Source organism: Psychrobacter glaciei (genome assembly GCF_014652895.1).
Classification (GTDB): Bacteria; Pseudomonadota; Gammaproteobacteria; order Pseudomonadales; family Moraxellaceae; genus Psychrobacter; species Psychrobacter glaciei.
This window is the reverse complement of record NZ_BMZR01000002.1, coordinates 203886-227536: the sequence shown is the minus strand read 5'-3', so window position 1 is coordinate 227536 and position 23651 is coordinate 203886. Positions and strand designations below refer to the sequence as shown.

Genomic DNA, 23651 nt, shown 5'->3' with positions numbered 1-23651 from the left:
AAACTAGGGCTGCATACAGCCATAAATAGGATTTGATGTGAACGCATCTGTGAAAAATCTACCGTACCCATTACGAATGACCAGCTCAGGATTTACCCTGATTGAGCTGATGGTAACGATAGCTGTGCTTGCTATTATTGTCAGTATAGCAGCGCCTAGTATCAGTAATCAGTTGGCCAATCAGCGTGTCAGCTCTACAGTCTCATCTATAGAAAGCGCACTCAAAGAGGCAAAGGCCGAAAGTATAATTCTCCGTACTGGTATAAGCGTCGTTTATGACAATACTGATAATACTATGACTTTGAGGGATACGGGTAATAATGTGATATCGACGTACACTCTCAATGACCGCAGTCAAGTGACTGTTAATGTCATTCCTGCAGGATCAGATATTATATTCCAACCAAATAAAATAATCTCCAATGGCGTAGAGGCTACTTATAGCGTATGTGATATTGCTTCTACTGAAGAGACAAGAAAACAAGTAAGTGTTACCAAGATTGCCAATATTAGCACAATAGTAAATGGGAGCTGCTAATGAGCGTAAGAGACACACAGACAGGGGTAGGACTGATTGAGGTTATGGTCGCATTATTACTCTTAACAGTCGCTGTACTAGGGTATAGTGCTTTACAGGTACAAGCCATAAAGGCGACAAACGAATCGTTTGAGCGTACCCAATCGCTAGTGATGATGCGCAATATTGCCGAAAAAATACATGCAAACCCAGATTCTATATCGATCTATGAAACCCAAATAAATCTAAGTACCAATAGCACACCTAACAAAAAATGCGGACTAGATGGTCAAGCAGTTACCACTGCAGCGTTTTGTACACCAGCGGAGCTAGCTAGGGCTGAAAGCTTCTATATTAAGACTGATTTAGCCAATTATGATTTTGAAGTACAGATGCATCCTTGTCCGAATACTGGTGGTTCCGGCGCGAGTGCTGCGAGTAATATTATGTTTTCTTATTGTCTAATATCAGCATGGGGACTTACGACTCCAACCATAGGGGAAGACGAAGATGTTGACTGTCTAACCAATCGTGTGAGTGAGAACAATGTCGTGACTGAGGCAGGTGGCCGATATCATCCTAAATCTACGTGTATGATGATGGAGATATAATATGACACCCTTTACTCAGAGCTCCAGTGACAGATATACGATCAATAATGTCAGTTATACCAACTCCATTAAAGGCTTTACCCTAATAGAATTAATGATTGCCTTGATATTAGGGCTTTTGATCTCAGCAGCTGCGCTACAGATATTTTATACTAGCTCAGTCAATAGTCGTCGCCAACAAGCAAGCTCAGATATTCAAGACAACGCTATATTTGGCTTCTCCCAAATTCAACGTCATCTCAGACGTGCCAACTTCGGTGCGCGCTCAACAGCTACCAATGATAAGTTTTTCTTGAACCACGAAACTCCTCAAGGCGGTGTTGTGCTGACTGCACCAGCTGGTACCAGTGGCAACTGGTTAGAAGATAATTTATCAGGCTTAGTATTGAGTGGCAATGCAATTTCAGCCGACTTACTAACCCGTAATGCCTCATCCACCAGCATTAGTAATATTGCTGGCGCGGCGAATACAAATAGCGATCAACTCACGATCCAATATCAAGTAGGTCAAGCAGGTCTGTTTGATTGTGAGGGTGATTCTATACCTAACAACTTTTATGTCATTGAGCGCTATTTTGTACGCTTGGATACCACGATGACACCTAATATGGCAGGGTTAGCCTGTGCCTCTGCTATATATGACTATAATGAGGCTTTAGCAAGTAGCCCAACAGGCATAGATATTGCCACTTATCAGCACCCTACGGATGGCGCTAAAACTAATAACTTAGCTGGCACAGGCACGATTATCATACCCAATGTAGATTTCTTTAGAGCTAGGCTAGGACTAGCAGACAGTAGAGATTATGCTACATTTCCTGACAGAGCCAACAGTGCTTATATATCCATTCCTAGTGCATCAGATATGGCTACAAGCATAGGAGCTAATCGCATCGTTAAGTTACAAGTTGGCATACTTGCCCGCTCAAACAGTCCAACGATTACAGAGCAAGATAATAGCAGCTTGCGCTTTACAGTATTAGACAAATCAAACGTAGCACTGAATTCAGCGACTACAAATGATCGAACGTTTTTGAGAAATGTCTATGAGGGTACGATACTATTGCGAAACGCGAGAGGAGGATTGTGATGAATCGACTAACAATGAGAGATCGAACACCATTTGTAGGGTTGCAGTCACAGTCAGGTGCAGTCCTTATCGTCGTATTGTTAGTGCTCGTGATGATCATTATTTTCGGTATTATTGCAGTCAGACAAAGTACGACTGATCTAAAAGTCGCGACAGCAGATCAAGTCGGCAAATTATTGTTTCAGTCTAATGATGCAGCTTTTATGAAAGTCGAAAAAGAAGATCGCATTTTAAGTAGTCAGGCGAGTAGTACCGATACTTTAAACGAATATATGTCACAAGCAGGTATGGAAGGCTCGGAAGTGAGCTTCTGTGTAAGACCCCGTGGCGACAAACTTTTCAGTGTCCTTGAGTTGAGTAAGCGTAATAAAACGGGCGGCCTTGAGTCTAGTAATGGTTACTGTGACCCAAACAGCAGCGACAGCTATGTGAGTGAAGGGCGTTTGATGACTCAGATGACTTTTGTCAGACCCATCGATATAGATACCCAACTCGCCTGGGCACAAGAAGTCGAAGGCACGTCATCTAACGATCTTGAGAAGCCAAATGCTAGTGGTAAAGGGACTGTTGAATGTACTGAAGTGGTCGGATACGCAACTTCAATCGTACCAGCGTTATCAAAGGCACCATTGGGCAATGCGAGTAGTACAGGTACTAGTACGCTATCGGGATGTCTTAAACAGCCTCGTACGGGAACCAATACGGTAGATACGTGCCTTGAAGCGCTAGATATACCGTTTCAGACACAAGTGCAAACCTATTCAAACCAGTCTGTTGGACCCAATTGTATCGCTAGCACTAGTTAAAGCATGGTAGTAATAATATTCAAAGTCACGAATATGAGATAGGGTGTGACTTTTCTAATATAGCAGTGATAGGAGTAGGTACCATGAGAATTCTAAAGAGTATAAAAAACCATACAGCATCCATAGGCGTACAGAGATGGCACCTAAAAGCACTGTCAGCGACTATACTCGGTTGTATGGCAAGCAGTATGTCTAATGGCTCAGATCTTGAAATATATCAAGGCGCGACCTACGGTAATGCTTCTATCATGATGATGCTGGATAATTCTGGGAGTATGGATCCTAGAAGTATTAGTGAGGATTATAGCAATTTAGGATTAAACGTAACCCAATCTAGAGGTGGGATTTACTATTGTAATTATAATGGTTACACTCTGAGCAACCCTGTTTCTCTTGAGAGTATTCCAGAAAGAATATACGATGATAACGGTAGAGTGACTTCAGAGAGCAAAACTTACACTAGAACCTACTGCAGGGTAAATGGACGAAACTACTATGATCGTATGTCGCGTCTAAAGATGGCGCTAATGCCATTATTTGCGAATCCAAAAAGCGAAAATGCTTTTGGTGAGCAAGTTGATTTAAGTAAATATAAAATTGGGATGGGCAGTTTTTTCTACCGATCCCAAACTGAAGGTGGTGGTAAAATTGAAGCACCTATACTTAATCTTACCTTAGCGAATCGCAAAAAGATTCTAGAGAAGATAGTGGGTTTACAACCAGAAACGAATACTCCGATAGCCAATGCCTATGCCGAGGCAGGCGCTTATATGCTTGGCAATACCACTGTACGTTCAGTTTATGAAACTCGTTACACTGAAGTTGGTTATTTAAGAAATGGATATTATAATAATAGATTTGATTTATATAAATGTTCAAGTACTAGCTCAGAGTTAGAAATAATAAATGGAAGTAAAGTTTATAGCTGCAGCGATTATACAAGACAGCAAAATGAGGTCTATGACTATCAGATAAACACTAGTCTAATAGGTAGCTACGATGAGTCGTTCATTCGTGATGGGAGACGATATTATTATAAAAAAGAAACAAAAGATTGGGTAGATGATAGATGGAGTGGTTTTTCTCTTTCAGCAGATAATACTAAGCAGCCACCAACAAAACTAAACTATCAGTCACCTGTCATTGATGATTCAACGCAATGCGATGGCTATGGTGTGTACTTTTTGACGGATGGAGAGCCTAATAACTCTTACAGTAGTACTAAAGATTTGATGAACCAAAGTTTGGTAGGAGGAGCAGGTATAGGTGATATTTGTAACTCTGCCCTAAGTGATACAAACAGTAATTCTGGATGGCAATGTAGTGGTGAGTATTCACAAGCCTTGTATAATGAAAGTAATGCTAAAGGAGTGCCTATTGCTACAGCAACGGTAGGCTTTGGTAGTGTCTACAAGCAGTTAGCTCAGCAAGGAAAAATACCACGAACGATTACCAGACAGAATGGCGTGTCTGAGACCATACAAGTCTATCAATGTGATCATCCTAATGTTACCAGTGTAGATGCCCAAAACTTATGTAAGCTTGGCGAAAAGGGCGAAGGCTTTGGCGAAGGCGGGTTTTACTATACTGAAAACTCAGAAGACATTGCTAATAGCGTCAGAAAATTCATTGAAGATGTGAGTACCGCCGAAATCGACCCTATATCGAGCGGTACGATGTCTATTCCTCTCGATAGTTTAGGTGGACTCAGGTCACGACAGCGCGCGTATCTGCCGATACTAGAACCCATCCCAGGATCAAACAATCTATGGAATGGCAACCTCAAGAAGTACAAAGTAAGTAATGCGACACTGGTTGGTGCTGATGATAAGTATGTGTTTGAAGATAATGAAGGCAACTTCGCTGAAGACACTCATGACCTATGGAATACCATCACTGATACCAGTCGCCCGGATACCCTAAGACCAGATATGGGACTGCCGCAAGTGGGTGGTACTTTCCAAAAAATATTTGAAAACGGTGGCGCAACTGTCGGTACGCGCAATTTATTCGTAGATAACGGTAGTAACTTGACCAATCTAAAAGTTACAGCAAATAAACCAGTCAATTTTAGCGCTCTAACTGCTTTCAATGCTTTAACTAATCCTTATGGCTATACTAATCCACAAAAAGTATCACTACTTAAGTTCATGGGTTTTAGCGAACCTAATAATGCCACAATATCAGATACGACGGCACTTACATCGACTAAAGATCGTGGTCTTAAGAATGTAGGAGGTGTTCTTCATTCTATACCTCAGCTGATTACTAAGAGTATTGAAGTCGATACATCGGGTAAATTTAACCCTAGTACGCGTAAAGACTATATTATCTATGGCTCTATGGACGGTGCGCTGCACATGGTAGACGACAGTACAGGGAAAGAAACCTTCACTTTCGTGCCTAAGCAAATACTAGATCTGCAGCCCGATGCCCTAGCTAGTCAAGGATCAGCCAAAGATGGCAGCTACCCCTATGGTGTCGATGCGCCTTGGTTGACTTATGTGTCTTATAACTCAATATCTAGCACATCGAATAACATCACGACCAACTCCTATGAAGCAGATCAAAGCTTGGCATTAGGAGGCTTACGTATGGGAGGCTCGACTTACTATGCATTAGATGTCACTGATGTCACAGCGCCAAAGATGGTCTATAGTGTCGGCTCAAACTATGCTAATAAGCTACAGAATAATGCATTAGATATCAGCAGTACTGTCAATGGCGTGACCAGTCTTCTCGCTACAGCCACTGCGGAACAAAAGGCCTTTTCTAAAATGGGTCAAACGTGGGGTAAGCCAGCACTAGGCTATGTGATGAGCGGTGGCAAAAGAGTCATGGTTAGCTTCTTACCGGGTGGCTATGATACCTGCTATGAAGATGCTAAGTTCAAGCTAAGTACGTCTTATCCTAACAATATAAGCTGTAGTAACAAAGCCGATGCTCAAGGAAATTCAGTATATATGGTACAGATGGGAGCCGTCCAATCTGCGGCCAATAAAAAAGACAAAATCAACATCAATGAAAATAATGGCAAGCTGCTATGGTGGGCGAGTAATAGTGGATCATCTGCCAACAGTACCTCGCGTTCATCGGGCCTACAGTACTCAAAAGCGCCTGAGCTTAAGCACAGTGTCGTTACTCAAGTACGCGCTATGGATCGCAACTACGATGGTCTCACCGATCATATATACTTCGCGGATCTTGGCGGTCAAGTATGGCGTGCAGATATCAATAACACAGTGGATACTAGCAACTTTAAAATCGACCGCGTGGTTAGGGTGTTAGATGTTAGCGATCAAGCCAGTGGCACTGATGCACCGCCTCGCATCTATGAACGTCCATTGGTGACTTTTTATAATGGTGACTATTCTTACAATGATGTCGCCAGCACTACTGTGCGTAGTTACACTGGGGTACAAGCGATGGTCACGGTAGGAACAGGCGACCGTAGCAATCCAGTCAATGCAAGTAGAAACACACCCAATGCGATATATAATTTCATAGACAAGGATATCTCTCGTAATGACTTATTTCATTACGAGACAAGCGCGACACCTGCCATGAGCTTGCGTACGCCACTGATCAAAGTTAATGGTAACGATCGTAACGGCAAGCTACAAAAGTTGACCTTCACGAGCGCCGACTTGGGAAGTGGCGGTATCGAAGCTCGTATGAAGAGCAATGCAATACAAGGTTGGTATATGCCGCTTACGCATTGGGTAGCTGACAGTCCAACGGCCGCGCCAGTAGACTCTAAGACTAACGGCGTCTACAAGCTTAAAATGTTCAATGAGCCAGATGCGCTTAATGGGGTACTTATATCTTCTGCATATAATCCTGATAAGGGTCAAGAAATCAAGGAGTGTAGTGCTGGCGTCATCGGTGCCACACAGCGAGAGCGCACGTGTCTGCCATATGGTGCTTGTGGAGAGCTAACATCGAGAGCGAATGTAACGTCTGGTTTAGGCATCGTCGATAGTTTGGTGGGTCAATACAACGACACACCGATATTTACTTTGATTAAGAATAGATGCGAGGGAGCAGAATGCTTGCCTAAAGTCATCTGCCCAGATGGTAACTGTGACACCAATTATGTCGATGCTGATGGTAACGACTTTAGCTTAAATACCTGCAGTGGGGCGGAATGTGGTGTGGACGATGGTTTAAACACTGATAAGCGCCTAAACCCACTACAGTGGATGGAATACTAAGGGATGATCATGACACACACGCGCAATCAGTCAGGTTTTACACTGATAGAGCTGATGATCGTGGTCATCATCATCGCGATCCTAGCTGCTATTGCTATACCCAGTTATCGTGCTTACGTGGTACGTAATGCTGAGTCTGATGCACAGCGCAAGATGATGACGCTAAGTGTCGAGCTGGAGCAGTGGCGCGCGAAAGCACTGACCTATAGAGGCTTCGAGCCTAGAACAGACACCATCAGCAACGCGGGGGTGATCAATTTGCCTGCAGCCGATCCGCGCTATACCATCACTCTAGGTACCATCAATGGCGGTGCTTTTAGCACGCTACAAGGCGCAGGTCAGCTCGCCAACAATTGGGTGATGCTCGCCACGCCTGTCAATATAACAGGGGCGGACAACTTCTTATTCAATAGCCGAGGACTCCGCTGTGGTAGTACGACGAGCATAGCGGTATCCGATCTCAACTGCGGTGCAGGAGCGACGACATGGTAAGATCAATAGAAAAAGGCTTTACTTTAATTGAGCTCATGATTGTCGTTGCGATCCTAGGTATTTTAGCTGCTATAGCCTATCCAAGTTATACGGGTTATATAGAAAGAGGAATCCGTGCAGATACTATGAGTGAGATGCAGCAGATAGCGTCAAGAATAGAGTCTAACAAGATTACTTACAGGCGCTACGATCGCATTCCTTTAAATACGATATTTAGTAATACCGTGAGTGGTGCGGGAACAACCTTTCCTAGCTCTGGTACACCTATATATAACATAACTATATCGCCAGTTGCGGGTAATAATTTAGGTAGTGACAATTGGACGCTAACAGCAAGGCCAATATCAGGTACCAGAATGACAACTGACGGTACTCTTACCCTAAATAGCGTTGGACAGAAATGTCGAGGCACTGATTGCGGCATGGATCAAGAATGGCAGTAATTAATAATAGATGACAAAAATTGTCAGTTTAACTTACTATATACTCCTTTAATAATATCAATTGACAATTTTTAGTAAGTTAGCAGTAACGTTCATAACAGTAATAAGGCATTTAAAGTTCAGATTATGTCAGTATTAAAGATTTTGGTGCTATTTTAGCAATAAGAACACTGATAATGAATTTTTGGTACGTTATCTGCAACACTTTTAGTAAGAAAAAACAAACTATATCCCTAAAGATAAAAAAGTGCTAATAGCCACTTATCTTTATATACCCAAAAAGGAGTTCTTATGAACACTGCTCAAAAAGGTTTTACCTTAATCGAACTAATGATCGTGGTTGCTATTATTGGTATTCTAGCAGCAGTCGCCGTTCCTGCTTATCGCTCATACGTTTCTAATTCTTATGGTGCAGCCACAGTAGGTGCTGTAAATAATTTCGTACCAAAAGCACAGGCCTGTATTCAAACAGGTATTGGCTGTGACTCGCTCAATACTGAACTTACTACAGCAGCTAATGCTGCTGCAATAACAGCACCGGGTTCAGAAACTAAAGTTTTCAAAAGTACTGATGCAGCTGAACAAACAGCACTAGTGCTTTTTGCTGCTAATAAAGGTTGTTTAGTTACGGCTACATTGACGGCAGCAGGTGGAGTAACTTTCGCTGCTGCAGATGCAACTGGTACTGCTGCTACAACAGCGTCAGCTACTACTGCTGAATGTCAGTCAGGCTCTAAGATTCCTCAATAATAATTAGCCACAATGTTTAAAGTGAGAAAAAGCCCAAACGAATTTTGGGCTTTTTCTTTGGAAATCTCTAAGGTGTTAGTTGGTATAAATACTGCTTACCAATTACTAATATTATTAGCTAAAGTTAATTATGAAAAAATATTCTAATCTAGGCTTTACGCTCATTGAAATATTAATAGTAACGGCTATAGTTGGTATTATAATAGCCATAGCTGTCCCTAATTATCAACAATATATTAAAGAAGCTAGAAAGAGCGCTTGTTTATCAGAAGCAAAAAACTATAGTAACAACGTGTTTTACATACTTAATGACGAAAGTGATACTAGTGCAGTACCTGTTGCTCCAGTTATAACCGCTTGTCAGTCTATAACTAATGCCACAGGTTGGACACTAGATACTTGGGGTATTATTGAAGCTACAGCTAAATCACCTTCTAATGCGCGTATCGAATGTGATGTTCCTAATGGGACGCCTTGTCGTATACTGCCTTAAGTCTGTATTTTATCTTTGCTCATCATAAAAACCACCTAATCGCATATGCCATTAGGTGGTTTTTTGTTGTCTCAGCACATTGAGCAGTGTTCAAGAGAAAGTTATCTTTCCAAATACTGAATCTTACCTTCTACGCCATCCCACTTTTCAGCTTCTGGCATTTGGCCTTTCATCTCAGTGATATTTGGCCATTTTTGTGCCAGCTCTTCATTGAGCTGAGTGAACATCTCTTGATCTTTAGGTACTTCATCTTCTGAGAAGATAGCATTGGCAGGACATTCAGGCTCGCATAGCGCGCAGTCGATGCACTCATCAGGATCGATGACGAGGAAGTTTGGGCCTTCATAAAAGCAGTCCACAGGACAGACTTCCACACAGTCGGTGTATTTGCAAAGAATGCAGTTATCTGTAACGACAAAGGTCATAGTGATGTCTACCTGTTATTGGTTGAGCTAATAAATAGATGAAAATTCTTATATTAGGATAGGACATATTTTAGCGCCTTTAAGGCTATTTGACAATTCCCTTTAATGACTAATGAATTTCTTAAGATGATAGAGAAGGTCATGTGCTTGCTTCGGTGTTAGATTGTCAGGGTTGATGGCGCTTAGTTCATCTTGTAAGCTAAATAGCTGATTTTGCTGTGGATTATTGAGCGTGTTCGATGCTTGAGTAGTATGGCTCACCTCTTGGTCTAGAGGATGACCATTATAAGCCTGCTGGCGTTTATCCTTTACTGACTTAGCTAATTCATTTTTGTCATCAACTTTATCAACAACAACTTTTTCATTTTCTATTTTTACGCTATTTATTTTCAAGTTATCTATTTTCAAGTTGTCTACTAAATAACGCTTGGCATCATTTAATACCTGAATAGGAATGCCAGCCATCTTGGCGACGTGTAATCCAAAGCTAGAGCTGGCGGCACCTTCGCGAATTTGATGTAGTAGTAGCAACTGACCATCAACTTCACTGGCAGCGACATGGACATTACGAATGTTAGCATGATTGGCTTCACCATCCTTTGACAATTGTGTCAGCTCAAAATAATGAGTGGCAAATAAGGTTAGGCAGCCAATCTCGACCAAGCGATTGACACAGGCATGAGCAATTGCCAGACCGTCAGTGGTCGCCGTACCACGTCCGACTTCATCCATTAATACGAGTGATTTATTCGTTGCTTGATTGAGAATATTAGCAGTTTCAATCATCTCCACCATAAAGGTGGATTTGCCGCCCGCTAAATCATCAGCCGAGCCAATACGGGTAAAGATACGGTCGATATCACCGATATGAGCACGCGCTGCTGGGACAAAGCTACCGCAATGCGCCAGTAGGACGATAAGAGCCGTTTGACGCATATAGGTGGATTTTCCGCCCATATTAGGACCAGTAATCATCAATAGACGTTCAGGGTTTCCAGCGCTACCAAGTGCGCAATCATTGGCAACGAACTGGCTAGTATGTTTTGCATGACTGTTTTGATTGGTGCTATTTCCAAGGTTAGTTGGATTTAGTACGGCTTCGACGACGACATGACGACCTGCTTTGATGTCGATACTGGTTTGACTGTTATTATTCAAGCCATTCTTCGAGTGATTGTTTTTTAAGCCGCTATCATCTTTTGAATCGTTACTCATCACTGGACGTTGCCAGTTATAAATGGTTGCGAGCTGTGCCCAATTGCTAAGCACATCTATTTGGGCGATCGCAGCGCTCAGCTGTTGTAGTTCGGCTAAGTGGCTGCTTAAAATGGTTAACAGTTCATTATATAGCTGCTTTTCACGAGTCAATGCTAATGTCTGTGCGCTCAGATATTCTGTTTCGACCTGTTTTAGCTCATCAGTGATAAAGCGTTCGCTACTTTTGAGCGTTTGCCGACGGATAAAATGCGCTGGTGCATTTTTTGCCTGCATTTTGGGCAGTTCAAAATAAAAACCGCTGACTTTATTAAAACCCACTTTTAGGCTGGGTAATTGGCTCTCTTGACGTGCACGCTCTACCATCTCATCCAATGTCGTTTGGATATTGTCATGGAGATGCGTCAAACGATCAAATTCATTATCATAGCCTGCGGCTAACATACCACCATCACGAATGTGTGCAGGCGGTTCCGCGATAATGGCACGCTCAATCAGCTCGGCGACGGACTGTACCGCAGGCAACTGGTCAGGCAATTGCTGCATTAGCATCGGCAACAGTCCTGACTGCTCTTGGCTAATGCCTGAATTTATCAGTAGAGTAGTAATCTGCGCACTACTAGCGATACCATCAGCGAGTTTACGTAAGTCGCGTGGCTTGGCGCTCATCAGACCGATTCGGCTACTGATTCGCTCAATATCGCCGATGGCATTTAGGGTCTCGCGTAAGTTACTGACTAGTGAATTACTTTCTAAGTTTTGCTTCAGCTGTTTATTTTCGTCAGTTTGATTGTCTGTTTGCAAAAGACTGGTTATCGCATTTAGGCGCATATTGATACGTGAATGCTGACGTAAAGGGCGCTTCATCTGCTGTACCAGCAATCGTCTACCCATCGGAGTCTGACAGTGGTTTAGCACTGATATCAATGAAGTGCCGCTGTTGCTGACAGGCGTAAATAGCTCAAGGTTTTGCTGACTATTGGCATCGATAATCAGATAATCATCATTATACTCAACGATGAGTTGATTGACTTGTGGTACATGACGCTGCTGAGTTTGCCGAGCATAATGAATAAGCGCAGCACAGCTAGATTGCGCCAACGGTGCATCACTAATTCCTAGACCATCGAGACGTTGCACGCCAAACTGCTGGCATAAGGTTGAGCTGGCATGCTCAGGATGAAAGTCATTGGCAGCGACTTCGATAATAGGGCAGTCAAGATTTTGACGTAGCCATAGCAGCCATTCTGCATCAGTACCGCTAATACTATCGCTGAGTACTTCGCTAATGATACATTCACTGGGCGCGAAGCGTGCGAGCACCGTCAGCATTTGGGTTTGTAAGCCTTCGATATCATTTTTATCCGCTGTCAGGCTTTGGGTGGTCAACGTGCCAGCGGCTAAATCCATTTGGCTAATGGCAGCTTGTAGTGGCTGATTGCTATTCGATTTAGGCATAGCAATATCAATGGCGACCACAGTAGGGGTATGGTTTGGCGCAATTAATGCATCATCGGTAATCGTACCTGCCGTCAGAGTTTTGACCACTTCACGGCGCATAATACTGCCAGCGGTCGATTTGCTTTTATCTTTTTTTTGCTTATCGCCCATCGTAGGCGTATTGGATTTATTACTCGCATTGCCAGTGGTTGATTCGTCGATTTGCTCGCAGACGACAACTGTCTGCCCAGCCGCAATCAGCCGTGCCATATAGCTGTCAGCCGCATGAAATGGTACGCCTGCCATCGCAATTGTGTTGCCTGCTTTGTCCGTACCACGGCGAGTGAGCGTGATATCCAATATTTGTGCCGCGCGCTTGGCATCATCGAAAAATAACTCATAAAAATCACCCATGCGGTACAGCAGTAGCGCTTGTGGATAATTGGCTTTCATGGTTAGATATTGCACCATCATCGGCGTATGGTCTGCTAAATGATAAACGGCGTCACCTATGACTAACGGTTCAGGTGAATGAGGGCTTTGAGCGATTGGTTTGACAGTCATGCACGGTCTCTTGTGGTTCTTAGATAAATTTACGATGGGTGAAATGATGTGGTTATAAGAATGAATAGTCATCAAACTATGGCTTTGAACAAGGCGTTCAAAAGCTAAGTACCTTAAAGGTATAAGCGCTATTTTAACACGTCCTGCGCCACTTTTACGTCAGCAAATATCTGCTCGTTGCCCTTGTATCCATCAGCGCCATAACCATATATAATGACGGCACACTTAGTTGGGCGATACTTCATTAGGCGACATGTTATCAGGCAGTATCTTATTCATGAGTGCTTTGTTAATCAGTGCTTTGTTAAGCGTTACTTAGTCGGGTGATGACAAGGATGACAAGGCAGCACACTAAACCTTAGCTAATGCGCACTAATTATCGAATATTTCCATAGGTCAAAAAATTATGTTATCAAAGATTATAGGTAGTGTCGTTGGCACCAAAAATGACCGCGAACTAAAGCGCATGCGCAAAGTGGTCAGCAAGATCAACGCACGAGAAGCTGAAATACAAGCCCTGTCTGATGAGCAATTACAGCAAAAAACCGAAGAGTTTAAAGCCCGCCATCAAAAAGGTGAGAGCTTAGATGCATTGTTACCAGAAGCGTTTGCCGTTTGCCGTGAAGCGTCACTACGGGTCAATGGTATGCGTCACTACGATGTACAGCTGATCGGTGGTATCACCTTGCACGAAGGCAAAATCGCTGAGATGAAAACCGGTGAGGGTAAAACCTTAATGGGTACCTTAGCCATGTATCTAAATGGCATCAGCGGTAAAGGTGTGCATCTGGTCACGGTCAACGATTATTTGGCGGCGCGTGATGCTGAATTGAACCGTCCATTATTTAGCTTTTTGGGCATGACGGTTGGGGTCATTTATTCGCAGCAACCACCACAAGAAAAGATTGATGCTTATCAAGCCGATATCACTTACGGTACCAATAATGAATATGGCTTTGATTATCTGCGCGATAACATGGTGTTTAGTTTAGGCGAGAAAAAGCAGCGCTCGTTAAACTTCTGTATTATCGATGAAATTGACTCTATCTTAATTGATGAAGCTCGTACGCCGCTGATTATCTCGGGTCAAGCCGAAGATTCTTCACGTATGTACGCGTTGATTAATACCATTATTCCTGTGCTAATCCGTTCAAAGGACGAAGAAGCCAACAAGAACAACGAAGAAGAAGATTTTTGGATTGATGAAAAGAATCGTCAAATCGAGATTAGCGAAAAAGGCTATGAAAAAATTGAGCGCTTCTTAATTGAAGTGGGCGAGCTTGGCGAAAACGAAAGTTTATATAGCCCAAGCCGTTTGCCATTGTTGGCTCACGTACAAGCTGCCATTCGTGCTCATCATGTGTTTGTCAAAAACGTTCATTACATTGTCGATGAAGGCGAAGTGGTTATCGTTGATGAAAACACCGGTCGTACCATGCCTGGTCGTCGCTGGTCAGAAGGTCTGCATCAAGCGGTAGAAGCCAAGGAAAATGCTGAAATTCAAGCAGAAAACCAAACGCTGGCAACAACGACATTCCAGAATTACTTCCGTCTGTATGAAAAGCTATCCGGTATGACGGGTACGGCTGATACTGAAGCGGCAGAATTTAAGTCAACCTATGACTTAGATGTCATCGTTATCCCAACGCACGAGCCGATTGCGCGTATCGATATGGATGACCAGATTTTCTTAACCAAGTTAGGCAAATACAAAGGCATCATCCGCGAAATCAAAGAGATTCAAGCAAAAGGTGCGCCAGTCTTGGTGGGTACGGCGACGATTGAAGCCAGTGAAGAATTGTCTTATTTGCTCGATGAAGAAGGCGTCAAGCACAACGTTCTAAACGCCAAGCAGCATGAGCGTGAAGCAGAAATTATCGCGCAAGCGGGTAGCCCAACATCTGTCACGATTGCCACCAACATGGCTGGTCGTGGTACAGATATTATTCTTGGTGGTAACTGGCAGTCGTTTATCGAAGACATTGACTCTGTCAGCCCAGAAGAGATGAAGCGCCTCAAAGCGGAATGGCAAGTTAGGCATGACCAAGTCGTTGCCGCGGGTGGTTTGCATATCATTGGTTCTGAGCGTCATGAATCGCGCCGTATTGATAATCAGCTACGTGGTCGTGCTGGTCGTCAAGGTGACCCTGGTATGTCACGTTTCTTTTTATCGCTCGAAGATGACTTGATGCGTATCTTCGCAGGCGATCGTGTCGTAAATATGATGCGTGCCATGGGTCTCAAAGAAGATGAAGCCATTGAGCATAAAATGGTCTCAAAATCGATTGAAAACGCGCAAGGTAAAGTGGAAAGCCGCGATTTTGATGCGCGTAAAAACTTGCTCAAATATGATGATGTTGCCAATGAGCAGCGTAAAGTCATCTACGGTCAGCGCGATGATTTGTTAGCAGATATGGATTTGTTAGAAGCCATTGAAATCATGCATCATGAAGTCTATAACGCCATGATCAGCCAATTTATTCCGCCAGGCTCTATCGATGACCAATGGAATGTTGACAGTCTAGAAGATGAGCTTGAAGATGAATTTAAGATATCAATGCCGATTAATGATTGGCTAGATGAAGATCGCCGCCTGGATGAAGAAGGGCTACGCGCCAAAATCATTCAGACAGCACTGGATCATTATCATGGTCGCCGTGAGCAGATGGGTGAAAAAGATGCTGCCCAGCTTGAGCGTCACTTTATGCTTCAGAGCCTAGATAAACATTGGAAAGAACATCTGACGCAAATGGATCAGCTGCGTAAAGGCATTCATCTGCGTGGTTATGCGCAAAAAAACCCTGAGCAAGAATATAAGCGTGAATCATTTGAGTTGTTCCAAATGATGCTAGGGGCGATTAAATCAGAAACTGTACAAGATTTATCACGTGTGCATATTCCAACCAAAGAAGAGTTAGAAGCGTTAGAGATTCAGCAGCGTGAGAATGCTGCGCATATGCGCATGCAATTCGAGCATGATGATGTGGATAATTTGGATAGTAGCTCGAACAGTCCAGCTGGTCAACCGCAACCACAGAACCGGAGCGGTGTTGCGGCAGCTGGCATGAGTGCTGCTGTGGCTGGTAATGGTGGTCATGCTAATGAGCCTAACCCTTACGCTGGTATGAACATCAGCCGTAATGCACCTTGTCCTTGTGGTTCAGGACTTAAGTATAAACAGTGCCATGGCAAAATCTAGTCATTAGTTGCCATAATCTCGTGTTTATAGACTGATAAACCAATAAGAAAGCCTTTATCTAATTCAGATAGGGGCTTTCTTATATTCGTTAGACCGTCTTTCTATGGTTAAACTGTACTTTTATGCTCAAAGCATGCGCTTATGAAATTCCCAGACACTTTGTATTGATTACTTACAAATTCAGCATAGGCGTGAATTTATGGACACGCTATAGTGTTTAGCATATCTATTTGGGAGAGTATTATGAGTTTAGAACGATTAAAACAGTTGCGTACCTCTGTTGCGATGACAGCTTTATTGGCTGGCGCGCTAACCGTTGGTGCCTGTCAGCAAAAGCAAGAGCCTGAACAAAGCCTAGAAGACGATATAAGTGCGGAACAATCTGTGCCTATGTCTGCTGACCCTGCCGAACCTAATGATGTGATCGTCGCCCCTACAGATGCGTCAGCCAGTCAGGTAGAGAACGATACGGTTGCCTCAGTGAGTGGTGGTGTGACACAAATAAATTATTTGTGTGCCCCTGAACTACAAGTTGAAGCGACTTATAAAGACGCTGATAACCAAGTGGTCCTTGCTACCGCTCAAGGAACCGCAACCTTGATGAAAACCAATGATGCCAGCAATCCTGAAGTATTTGAGGCCGCGACTGGTATGGATGGGAAAGCAGGTTTTGTTCAGTGGCGTGTGGCACATGAAGCGCGCGAAACCGGTGTGATGCGAACAGCAGGTGCAGATGCCGCTAATGTGAGCACTTATGAATGTAAAAAAACATCATAATAATACCAAATCCAAAAAGCAAAATGAGGACACGCCCTAGCTTCGTCAAACTCGTCTAGTCTACAGTAAGTAGTACTTTCATTCGTTTTCCTTGCTACTCTCATTTTTATGAATGTTATCAGTAAGCTCTCAAGAAAAAAGCAACGTTGTCGTTGCTTTTTTTATCTCTGATTTTTGAGTTATTCACAAAGGCCATCTATTTTTTATGAGTAGGTGTGCGCTCATGCTCCAAAAACCCTTCCTCTGTTACCTCTAGCTCTTCATGCTTGAGCTCGACTTCAATGCGGTCAGTATGCGTATGCGTGCTTTTGTTGACGTCAACTTCTTGAATGACATAGGTATCTTTGGTGATGGTCGCCACTTGACGCGATAAGATGATTTCTACGGGCTCATCACCGATTTCAACCTGCTTATCATTGATAGTGATAACTGCTCTGCTATCAAGTGATGGCTCAACATGGCGCAGTATGTCTTTATCATCGTAGTTACCCGACAGTAAATCCTGACTTTCGGCATCATGATACTCAGTACGGACAGTAACATATTCTTCTATCAATTCAATCGGCACTTGAATCGTCTTGGTTCGAGAGTGCTTAGTGACAGTTACCTTGCCTACATCTAAACGTTCTTTATTGATGACAGGGCGTTCTTCTAATAATTCCAAACGCCCGCCATCTCCTCTCTGGTTCAAAGCAGTAAGTGGATCTTTGTCATGATTGGGCGCAGTAAGTTCATTTTCACCACTTTGTTTAGTTTCAACACCATGATCAGCAATAGGCGTATTTGTGTCAGTTGCTAGCGTTTCCTCAGTATTCACTGCTTGGTTTAAACGGTCATTATCATTATTAGTTGTCATTTTAGTCTTCCTTGTTATTAGTAAATAGATTCCAAAAATACATTGTTCAAGATTTTTTATTATAGAACATCAATTTTACCAATGACGGTTAACGTCATCATATCGTTGATTTATTTCAAAAAACAGCGCTGGTGGGATAATTTTTCGAAGTCTTTAAAGTATAAAGTACGTAGCAAACGAGGAAAATTTATACGAACTTATAAATTACACCAAGTTAGAAAAGATAGTATCTAATATAAAAAAAAGACCAGAGACGGGCTCTGGCCTTTCTAAGCTAAGTAAAATACTCAGCTGCTAGTAACGGTCGCTTGCTGCTTTTTTGCTTATCTAATTTATAACAACCAGCGACTGTTTTTAGCATATTACATGCCACGAGCGCGGCGTACATCTTCAGCGGTGATACCGTCGCGGTCAACAATATTGCCTTCACGATCAACCACGTTACCATCACGATCAATGTCTAACTCTTCACGTTGAATGGTATCAACGATGGTTTCAGTATGACGTTCAGTCGTCTTACCAACGTTCACTTCTTCTGAAACGTAGGTTTCTTTGCCGACGCGAGCGCGTTCTGCTGATAGCTCTACTTCAATACTTTCATTACCGTTCACGTCACCGATATGACGATCCGTAGGGCGGTCGACATTGGTACGTTCGATATTAGCGTGTTCTTCTTCTAACTCGACATCGACGTTGCGTTCTTCAGTAACGACATGCTTACCAACTTTTACCAGACCAGCGACGATACGGTCTTTATTAACAGTCAGACGCTCTTCTAGCAGCTCTAGCGTATTTGGCGCTTCGTAGTTATGCTCAGCAATTTCCATACGCTCTTCTGTTGGTACGCTGTCAGCAACGAATGACTGACGATCTTTTTCATATTGCTCTTTATAACTGTACTGATAGTCGTGATCGTAGACGTCCATTGCTTCTACTTGCGCTTGCGTTAAGCTATCAAAGAATACGTCATCACCAACGATACGTGCTAAACCTGCTGGCACTAATACTTCTTTTGAGCTAAACCAACCACCCGCATCAACGATTAGATAACGAATGCGACCAGTCGTATCTTCTACTAGAGCGCCTTCAATTTTACCGATTTTTTCTTCATTGACGCCATAAGCTACTTTGCCTGTTGGGTCATAATAGTCATCACCAATAAGATCACGGTGGGTAGCTTGAATATCTTTTAAACGAATTAGTTGGCTCATTATTATCTTCCTTTTATATGAGTAAATGATTAACGGTTCTGTCATAAAGCTAAATTTTTTAAAACAATCATTATTTTTATGGAGCTTTTATTGCTTTCCTAAAATCAAGCACTGTAGCTAGCGTTGTTAAATAGCTTCTACATCAACTTGTAATTATCATAACATCATGATTTTAGATGAGATACATGAGCAAGGTAGCAAAGTGTGCGCTTGAAGTAATCGCGTGTAATAGGCTGTAAAAGACAGGATAAATATATATTTTTGAGTTAAGGATTTCTTACTGTAAAGAACATTATTCATCTATAGTCGCTACTAAATAAAATGGATACACGACATTATGATGCGTGACTGGTAAAAATTTTTCTTGCTTGCTGTGCCTACGCAGGCAGAGGCGACAAAAAATTTATATCCGTCACACTGTCTCTTTTTTATATTGACCTGACTATATTGAGAAGTTTTATGCATAAAAAAACCGCAGAGCAATTAGCAGTGCGGTTTTTGAGTAAGACATACATACAAGATCAGATCGTGCGTTCTATTTAAAAAACGACGTTCCAGTACGGTTGATGCTTACGGCAATTCAATAGCAACCGCTACCGCTTCACCGCCACCGATACATAGCGTAGCAACGCCTTTTTTACCGCCAGTACGTTTTAGAGAGTTGATAAGCGTTATTAGGATACGCGCACCTGAACAACCTACTGGGTGACCAAGGGCACAAGCGCCGCCTTCAACGTTTACTTTAGCATGGTCGATTTTTAGCTCGTCCATAGCAGCCATAGTGACCATCGCAAATGCTTCGTTGATTTCCCATAGGTCGACATCTGCCACTGACCAGCCAGCACCCGTCAACACTTTTTCGATTGCACCGATCGGTGCGATGGTGAATTCACTTGGATGGCGTGAGTTCGAAGCAGTCGCCACGATACGCGCTTGATAATCAAGACCTTCAGCCTGCGCTTGTGACTCTTTCATGACTACGACAGCAGCAGCACCATCTGAGATTGAGCTAGCATTAGCGGCAGTAATCGTACCGTCTTTCGCAAATGCTGGACGCAAGGTCGGGATGCGATCAGCGTTTGCAAGTGCTGGTTGCTCATCAGTATCGACCGTTTGCTCGCCTTTGCGGGTTTCAAAGGTAACAGCTGCAATCTCGTCTGAGAAGTGACCATCTTTGATAGCTGTTAGGGCACGATTCAGCGATTCGATAGCAAACGCATCCATCTGCTCACGGGTATAGCCTTTTTCAATGGCCATTTCTTGAGCAAACATACCCATTAGCTTACCAGTTTCGGCGTCTTCTAGACCGTCTAAGAACATGTGATCTTTGACTTCTTTGTGACCCATGCGGTAGCCGCCACGCGACCCTGGCATGAGGTAAGGTGCGTTGGTCATTGATTCCATGCCGCCAGCAACCGCGACATTAAAGCTACCAGCTTTGATACCATCATGTGCTTGCATGACTGCTTTTAGACCTGAGCCGCAAAGCTTATTTATGGTGACAGCACCAGTCGCATCAGACAACCCTGCTTTACGCATGGCCTGACGGGCAGGGCCTTGACCCAAACCAGCGGTCAAGATACAGCCCATAATCACTTCATCAATATTATCCGGACTAACACCAGAGCGCTCAACAGCGGCTTTAATCGCTGTTGCACCTAAGTCGGTCGCACTCACGTCTTTTAGAGCGCCTTGGAATCCACCCATTGGGGTACGTGCGCCGTTTAAAATTACAATTGCATCATTTGACATTTTTATTCTTCCTTTCCATTTGTTTTAACAAAAATATTGTGATTAATTAATAATATGAGTACTTCTAGATTTTATTCAAGGTTATAGCTCATGCTTAGAAGTATCGTTATTGTTCTCTATATCAATACTTCTAAGGTGCTAATCACTTAAAGGCCTCAATGATTGAAGGCTCTAGCATTCAAAATGAGGACATATCCTAGTTATGAAAGCACCCATTATTAACCATTAATCATCGGTTCCAAACTTCTGACCTAAGCAAGCTCATCCAAACGAATACGAACGACTTTATCGGTAATCGTATCTAGCTTTTCGATTTTTTCGATGGCCAGATTCATCTGACTTTCAACCACTGGCAGCGTCAATATAATGACAGGTACTTGACCCAGTTTATGAGCAGGCTTTTGCAAAATCGCGTCAATGTTGATACCAGCATCGCTTAGGATGCGAGTAATATCTGCTAACACGCCCGGACTGTCATAAGCATGGACGCGTAAATAATAGCCAGTAATCATCTGTTCAGCACGTAATATCGGCGTGTCTGACAGCTGTTCAGGAATAAACGCAAGATGCGGTACATGGTGGCCGTGGTTGTTTTGATTGCTGTTGCCTTGATCGTCACAGTCAGTATTGCCTAGGACACGGACTAAATCCATGACGTCAGCCATCACCGCAGAGGCAGTTGCACCAGCGCCTGCACCATCACCGCAATACAACGTCTGCCCAAGCGGGTGCGAATTGACCAACACCGCATTCTTTACGCCATTAACGTTAGCAAGTAATGCGTCTTGTGGAATAAGTGTCGGGTGTACGCGCAGCTCGACACCAGCATCATCAGCATTGCCTTGGCCATCACGGCGTACTGCAAATCCTAAATGCTTGATACGGTAGCCAAGCTCTTCGGCATAGTTGACATCTTGCAGAGTAATACCAGTGATACCTTCACAGTAGACTTTATCAAACTGTAGCGGAATGCCAAAGGCGATCGAGGCAAGTAGCGCCAATTTATGCGCCGCATCAATGCCCTCGACATCGAAAGTGGGATCTGCTTCTGCGTAACCCAGCTCTTGCGCTTCACTTAGTACGTCGGCAAACGGACGACCTTTATCACGCATTTCGGTCATGATAAAGTTACCAGTACCGTTAATGATACCTGCGAGCCAATCAATCTTGTTGGCAGCAAGCGCCTCACGCATCACTTTGATAATAGGAATACCACCTGCCACCGCCGCTTCATAAGCGACGTGGACGTTGTTGGCTTCAGCGAAAGCGAAGATCTCATTGCCATGCTCAGCCAACAATGCTTTGTTTGCGGTCACGACATGTTTGCCATTTTTGATGGCATGCATGATGACGTCTTTGGCTAGGGTAGTGCCACCAATCACTTCGATAACGATATCGACATTGTCGCTTGCCGCAATTGCCATCAAGTCACTGTTTTGCATGATGTTTGAATCAATATCATCACGCTGACGACGCGTACCCACTTCGGTGATTATAATGTCGCGTCCGCTACGGCGTTTTAGCTCATCTAAATTGTCGTTGATTAGATTGATCACGCCTGTTCCGACGGTGCCCAGACCAAGTATCGCTAGTTTGATGGAATTACTCACAGTATCCTCAAGAGGTTAAATATAATGACGCGAGTATAACGCTGTGGCAATGTCAAATGAGCTTGCGGTACTAAACGTACAGTCTGTGCGCATTATCTAGTGCTGCCGGTTTAACTGCTTCATTATAGTTGAATAAAAAATGCTCAAATAAAAATGGGATTGCTAATATTGCATCGCGCTTTATCGTATCATACCGACAAGCGCTTGTGACGTCTACTCAATGTCGCTGGGGTCAACAATATCATATGGCGGTCGATTAAATAGCACCGACTGCTTGGGCCAATTCTGCGGCTGGTAGATAACCACCCACTTGCTCTCCTGCTTCAGTGAAGATAGCAGGTGTACCACGTACCCCAAGCCTTGAACCTAAAGCCATATGCGCTTGTACAGGATTGGCACAGCTAGGCGCTTGTACATTGGCGCCCATTTTTGCCTGATTCATGGCAGCTTTTCGATCCTGACTACACCAAATAGCTTCCATTTTTGGCACTGACTCTTGACCGCGTGGCCATGCCAAATAACGGACTTCGATACCGCGCGCATTGATATCGTCCATCTCTGAGTGTAGTTTGCGACAGTAGCCACAGTCTGCATCGGTAAAGGCATAAACAACGGCTTTGGTCGTGCCTTTTGCTGGATAAATCACCATCTCTTTTTTATCGACGGCTTTTAACGCTTCTTGCGCGGTACTAGCGACTAGTGCCGCACTGATATCAACTGGAGCCGCGTCACCCACAGCGATAATCTGACCCTGAATAATGTGTTTACCAGATTTATCAGTAAAGAAAGCAGGCAGTCCTTCAGCAGTCACCCAATAAATACCATCCATATCTGTCGGTACAGCTGAGACGATTTTTTCTTCAATGCCAGAAGCGTTTAAGTTGGCCTGAAGCGCTGTGACTACAGCGGCATCATTGCCAGTAGCGGTTGGGGTATTGCTCGTTTTGGCTTGAGCACTGTTGACCACGCTGGCATTATTATTGGTGGCATCCGCGCTATTGTTTGAGCAGCCGGCTGCGACGATGACTAATAAGGCACCCATGATGACCCGAGACAAAGGGTTGCGTGAAAATTTATCAGCAGTTGGCATGGCTTTAGAAAAAGGAGAGAAGGACATAGGGTGTTTCCTTTAGGCAGTCACGCCTAATCAAGGGTTCATAATAAAAGGATTTTTTGTATTCTCTGA

Annotated in this window: 18 protein-coding genes; 11 read left to right on the top strand and 7 right to left on the bottom strand. The window is 43.4% G+C overall.

Annotated elements, in window-relative coordinates; genetic code table 11:
• Positions 1-37 precede the first annotated feature (37 nt).
• The 9 genes from IE130_RS05680 (at position 38) to IE130_RS14360 (ending at position 9416) form a co-directional block, all read left to right on the top strand.
• Positions 38-538: a pilus assembly FimT family protein gene (locus tag IE130_RS05680; protein ID WP_227676145.1), complete on the top strand. Its 501-nt coding sequence runs from the start codon at positions 38-40 to the stop codon at positions 536-538.
• Complete coding sequence (pilV, locus tag IE130_RS05675; RefSeq protein WP_189583027.1) at positions 538-1128, top strand: type IV pilus modification protein PilV; 591 nt, start codon at positions 538-540, stop codon at positions 1126-1128. The genes IE130_RS05680 and pilV overlap by 1 nt, the downstream gene beginning before the upstream one ends.
• A gap of 1 nt (position 1129) precedes the next feature.
• Positions 1130-2218 (top strand): PilW family protein, encoded by a 1089-nt coding sequence (locus tag IE130_RS05670; RefSeq protein ID WP_189583024.1) that lies wholly within the window; start codon positions 1130-1132, stop codon positions 2216-2218.
• Complete coding sequence (locus tag IE130_RS05665; protein WP_189583022.1) at positions 2218-3024, top strand: hypothetical protein; 807 nt, start codon at positions 2218-2220, stop codon at positions 3022-3024. Before IE130_RS05670 ends, IE130_RS05665 begins: the two co-directional genes overlap by 1 nt.
• 83 nt (positions 3025-3107) lie before the next feature.
• Positions 3108-7238 carry a pilus assembly protein gene (locus IE130_RS05660; RefSeq protein WP_189583019.1) on the top strand — a complete coding sequence of 1377 codons (4131 nt, stop codon included), beginning with the start codon at positions 3108-3110 and terminating at the stop codon, positions 7236-7238.
• A 9-nt stretch (positions 7239-7247) separates the two neighbouring features.
• Positions 7248-7730 carry a type IV pilin protein gene (locus tag IE130_RS05655; protein ID WP_189583016.1) on the top strand — a complete coding sequence of 161 codons (483 nt, stop codon included), beginning with the start codon at positions 7248-7250 and terminating at the stop codon, positions 7728-7730.
• Positions 7724-8173: a type IV pilin protein gene (locus IE130_RS05650; RefSeq protein ID WP_189583013.1), complete on the top strand. Its 450-nt coding sequence runs from the start codon at positions 7724-7726 to the stop codon at positions 8171-8173. Before IE130_RS05655 ends, IE130_RS05650 begins: the two co-directional genes overlap by 7 nt.
• Before the next feature lie 291 nt (positions 8174-8464).
• Entirely contained in the window at positions 8465-8923 is a 459-nt protein-coding gene (locus tag IE130_RS05645; protein WP_189583010.1) for a pilin, read from the top strand.
• Between the two features lie 130 nt (positions 8924-9053).
• Positions 9054-9416: a prepilin-type N-terminal cleavage/methylation domain-containing protein gene (locus tag IE130_RS14360; protein ID WP_189583008.1), complete on the top strand. Its 363-nt coding sequence runs from the start codon at positions 9054-9056 to the stop codon at positions 9414-9416.
• A gap of 101 nt (positions 9417-9517) precedes the next feature.
• On the opposite strand, the gene fdxA is transcribed toward IE130_RS14360, so the two are convergent.
• Entirely contained in the window at positions 9518-9841 is a 324-nt protein-coding gene (gene fdxA, locus IE130_RS05635; RefSeq protein ID WP_101205516.1) for a ferredoxin FdxA, read from the bottom strand.
• Positions 9842-9943: 102 nt separating this feature from the next.
• Positions 9944-13060, bottom strand: a complete 3117-nt coding sequence (mutS, locus tag IE130_RS05630; RefSeq protein ID WP_189583005.1) for a DNA mismatch repair protein MutS — start codon at positions 13058-13060, stop codon at positions 9944-9946.
• Between the two features lie 406 nt (positions 13061-13466).
• Here mutS and secA point away from each other — a divergent pair, with 406 nt between their 5' ends.
• Together secA and IE130_RS05620 are read left to right on the top strand one after the other, a co-directional pair.
• Positions 13467-16259, top strand: coding sequence for a preprotein translocase subunit SecA (secA, locus tag IE130_RS05625; RefSeq protein WP_189583002.1), 2793 nt, complete (start codon positions 13467-13469; stop codon positions 16257-16259).
• 243 nt (positions 16260-16502) lie between these two features.
• On the top strand, positions 16503-17036 hold the full coding sequence (locus IE130_RS05620; RefSeq protein WP_189582987.1) for a hypothetical protein: 534 nt from the start codon (positions 16503-16505) through the stop codon (positions 17034-17036).
• Between the two features lie 196 nt (positions 17037-17232).
• Here IE130_RS05620 and IE130_RS05615 read toward each other — a convergent pair whose 3' ends face one another.
• From IE130_RS05615 to IE130_RS05595, 5 genes are all read right to left on the bottom strand, one after another.
• Positions 17233-17892, bottom strand: a complete 660-nt coding sequence (locus IE130_RS05615; protein ID WP_189582984.1) for a YsnF/AvaK domain-containing protein — start codon at positions 17890-17892, stop codon at positions 17233-17235.
• Positions 17893-18254: 362 nt separating this feature from the next.
• Positions 18255-19103: a DUF2382 domain-containing protein gene (locus IE130_RS05610; RefSeq protein WP_189582981.1), complete on the bottom strand. Its 849-nt coding sequence runs from the start codon at positions 19101-19103 to the stop codon at positions 18255-18257.
• Positions 19104-19673: 570 nt separating this feature from the next.
• Positions 19674-20855 (bottom strand): thiolase family protein, encoded by a 1182-nt coding sequence (locus IE130_RS05605; protein ID WP_189582978.1) that lies wholly within the window; start codon positions 20853-20855, stop codon positions 19674-19676.
• Positions 20856-21106: 251 nt separating this feature from the next.
• Positions 21107-22465 (bottom strand): homoserine dehydrogenase, encoded by a 1359-nt coding sequence (locus IE130_RS05600; RefSeq protein WP_189582975.1) that lies wholly within the window; start codon positions 22463-22465, stop codon positions 21107-21109.
• Between the two features lie 256 nt (positions 22466-22721).
• Positions 22722-23582, bottom strand: a complete 861-nt coding sequence (locus tag IE130_RS05595; protein WP_189582972.1) for a DsbC family protein — start codon at positions 23580-23582, stop codon at positions 22722-22724.
• Positions 23583-23651: the final 69 nt, after the last annotated feature.

What these genes read in the sequence shown, in the direction of transcription:
- IE130_RS05670 (WP_189583024.1), top strand. Translation starts at nt 1,130, where the DNA reads ATGACACCCTTTACTCAGAGCTCCAGTGACAGATATACGATCAATAAT.
- IE130_RS05665 (WP_189583022.1), top strand. Translation starts at nt 2,218, where the DNA reads ATGAATCGACTAACAATGAGAGATCGAACACCATTTGTAGGGTTGCAG.
- IE130_RS05645 (WP_189583010.1), top strand. Translation starts at nt 8,465, where the DNA reads ATGAACACTGCTCAAAAAGGTTTTACCTTAATCGAACTAATGATCGTG.
- secA (WP_189583002.1), top strand. Translation starts at nt 13,467, where the DNA reads ATGTTATCAAAGATTATAGGTAGTGTCGTTGGCACCAAAAATGACCGC.
- IE130_RS05605 (WP_189582978.1), bottom strand. Translation starts at nt 20,855, where the DNA reads ATGTCAAATGATGCAATTGTAATTTTAAACGGCGCACGTACCCCAATG.
- IE130_RS05660 (WP_189583019.1), top strand. Translation starts at nt 3,108, where the DNA reads ATGAGAATTCTAAAGAGTATAAAAAACCATACAGCATCCATAGGCGTA.
- IE130_RS05610 (WP_189582981.1), bottom strand. Translation starts at nt 19,103, where the DNA reads ATGAGCCAACTAATTCGTTTAAAAGATATTCAAGCTACCCACCGTGAT.
- IE130_RS05620 (WP_189582987.1), top strand. Translation starts at nt 16,503, where the DNA reads ATGAGTTTAGAACGATTAAAACAGTTGCGTACCTCTGTTGCGATGACA.
- fdxA (WP_101205516.1), bottom strand. Translation starts at nt 9,841, where the DNA reads ATGACCTTTGTCGTTACAGATAACTGCATTCTTTGCAAATACACCGAC.
- IE130_RS05615 (WP_189582984.1), bottom strand. Translation starts at nt 17,892, where the DNA reads ATGACAACTAATAATGATAATGACCGTTTAAACCAAGCAGTGAATACT.
- IE130_RS14360 (WP_189583008.1), top strand. Translation starts at nt 9,054, where the DNA reads ATGAAAAAATATTCTAATCTAGGCTTTACGCTCATTGAAATATTAATA.
- IE130_RS05655 (WP_189583016.1), top strand. Translation starts at nt 7,248, where the DNA reads ATGACACACACGCGCAATCAGTCAGGTTTTACACTGATAGAGCTGATG.
- IE130_RS05595 (WP_189582972.1), bottom strand. Translation starts at nt 23,582, where the DNA reads ATGTCCTTCTCTCCTTTTTCTAAAGCCATGCCAACTGCTGATAAATTT.
- IE130_RS05650 (WP_189583013.1), top strand. Translation starts at nt 7,724, where the DNA reads ATGGTAAGATCAATAGAAAAAGGCTTTACTTTAATTGAGCTCATGATT.
- mutS (WP_189583005.1), bottom strand. Translation starts at nt 13,060, where the DNA reads ATGACTGTCAAACCAATCGCTCAAAGCCCTCATTCACCTGAACCGTTA.
- pilV (WP_189583027.1), top strand. Translation starts at nt 538, where the DNA reads ATGAGCGTAAGAGACACACAGACAGGGGTAGGACTGATTGAGGTTATG.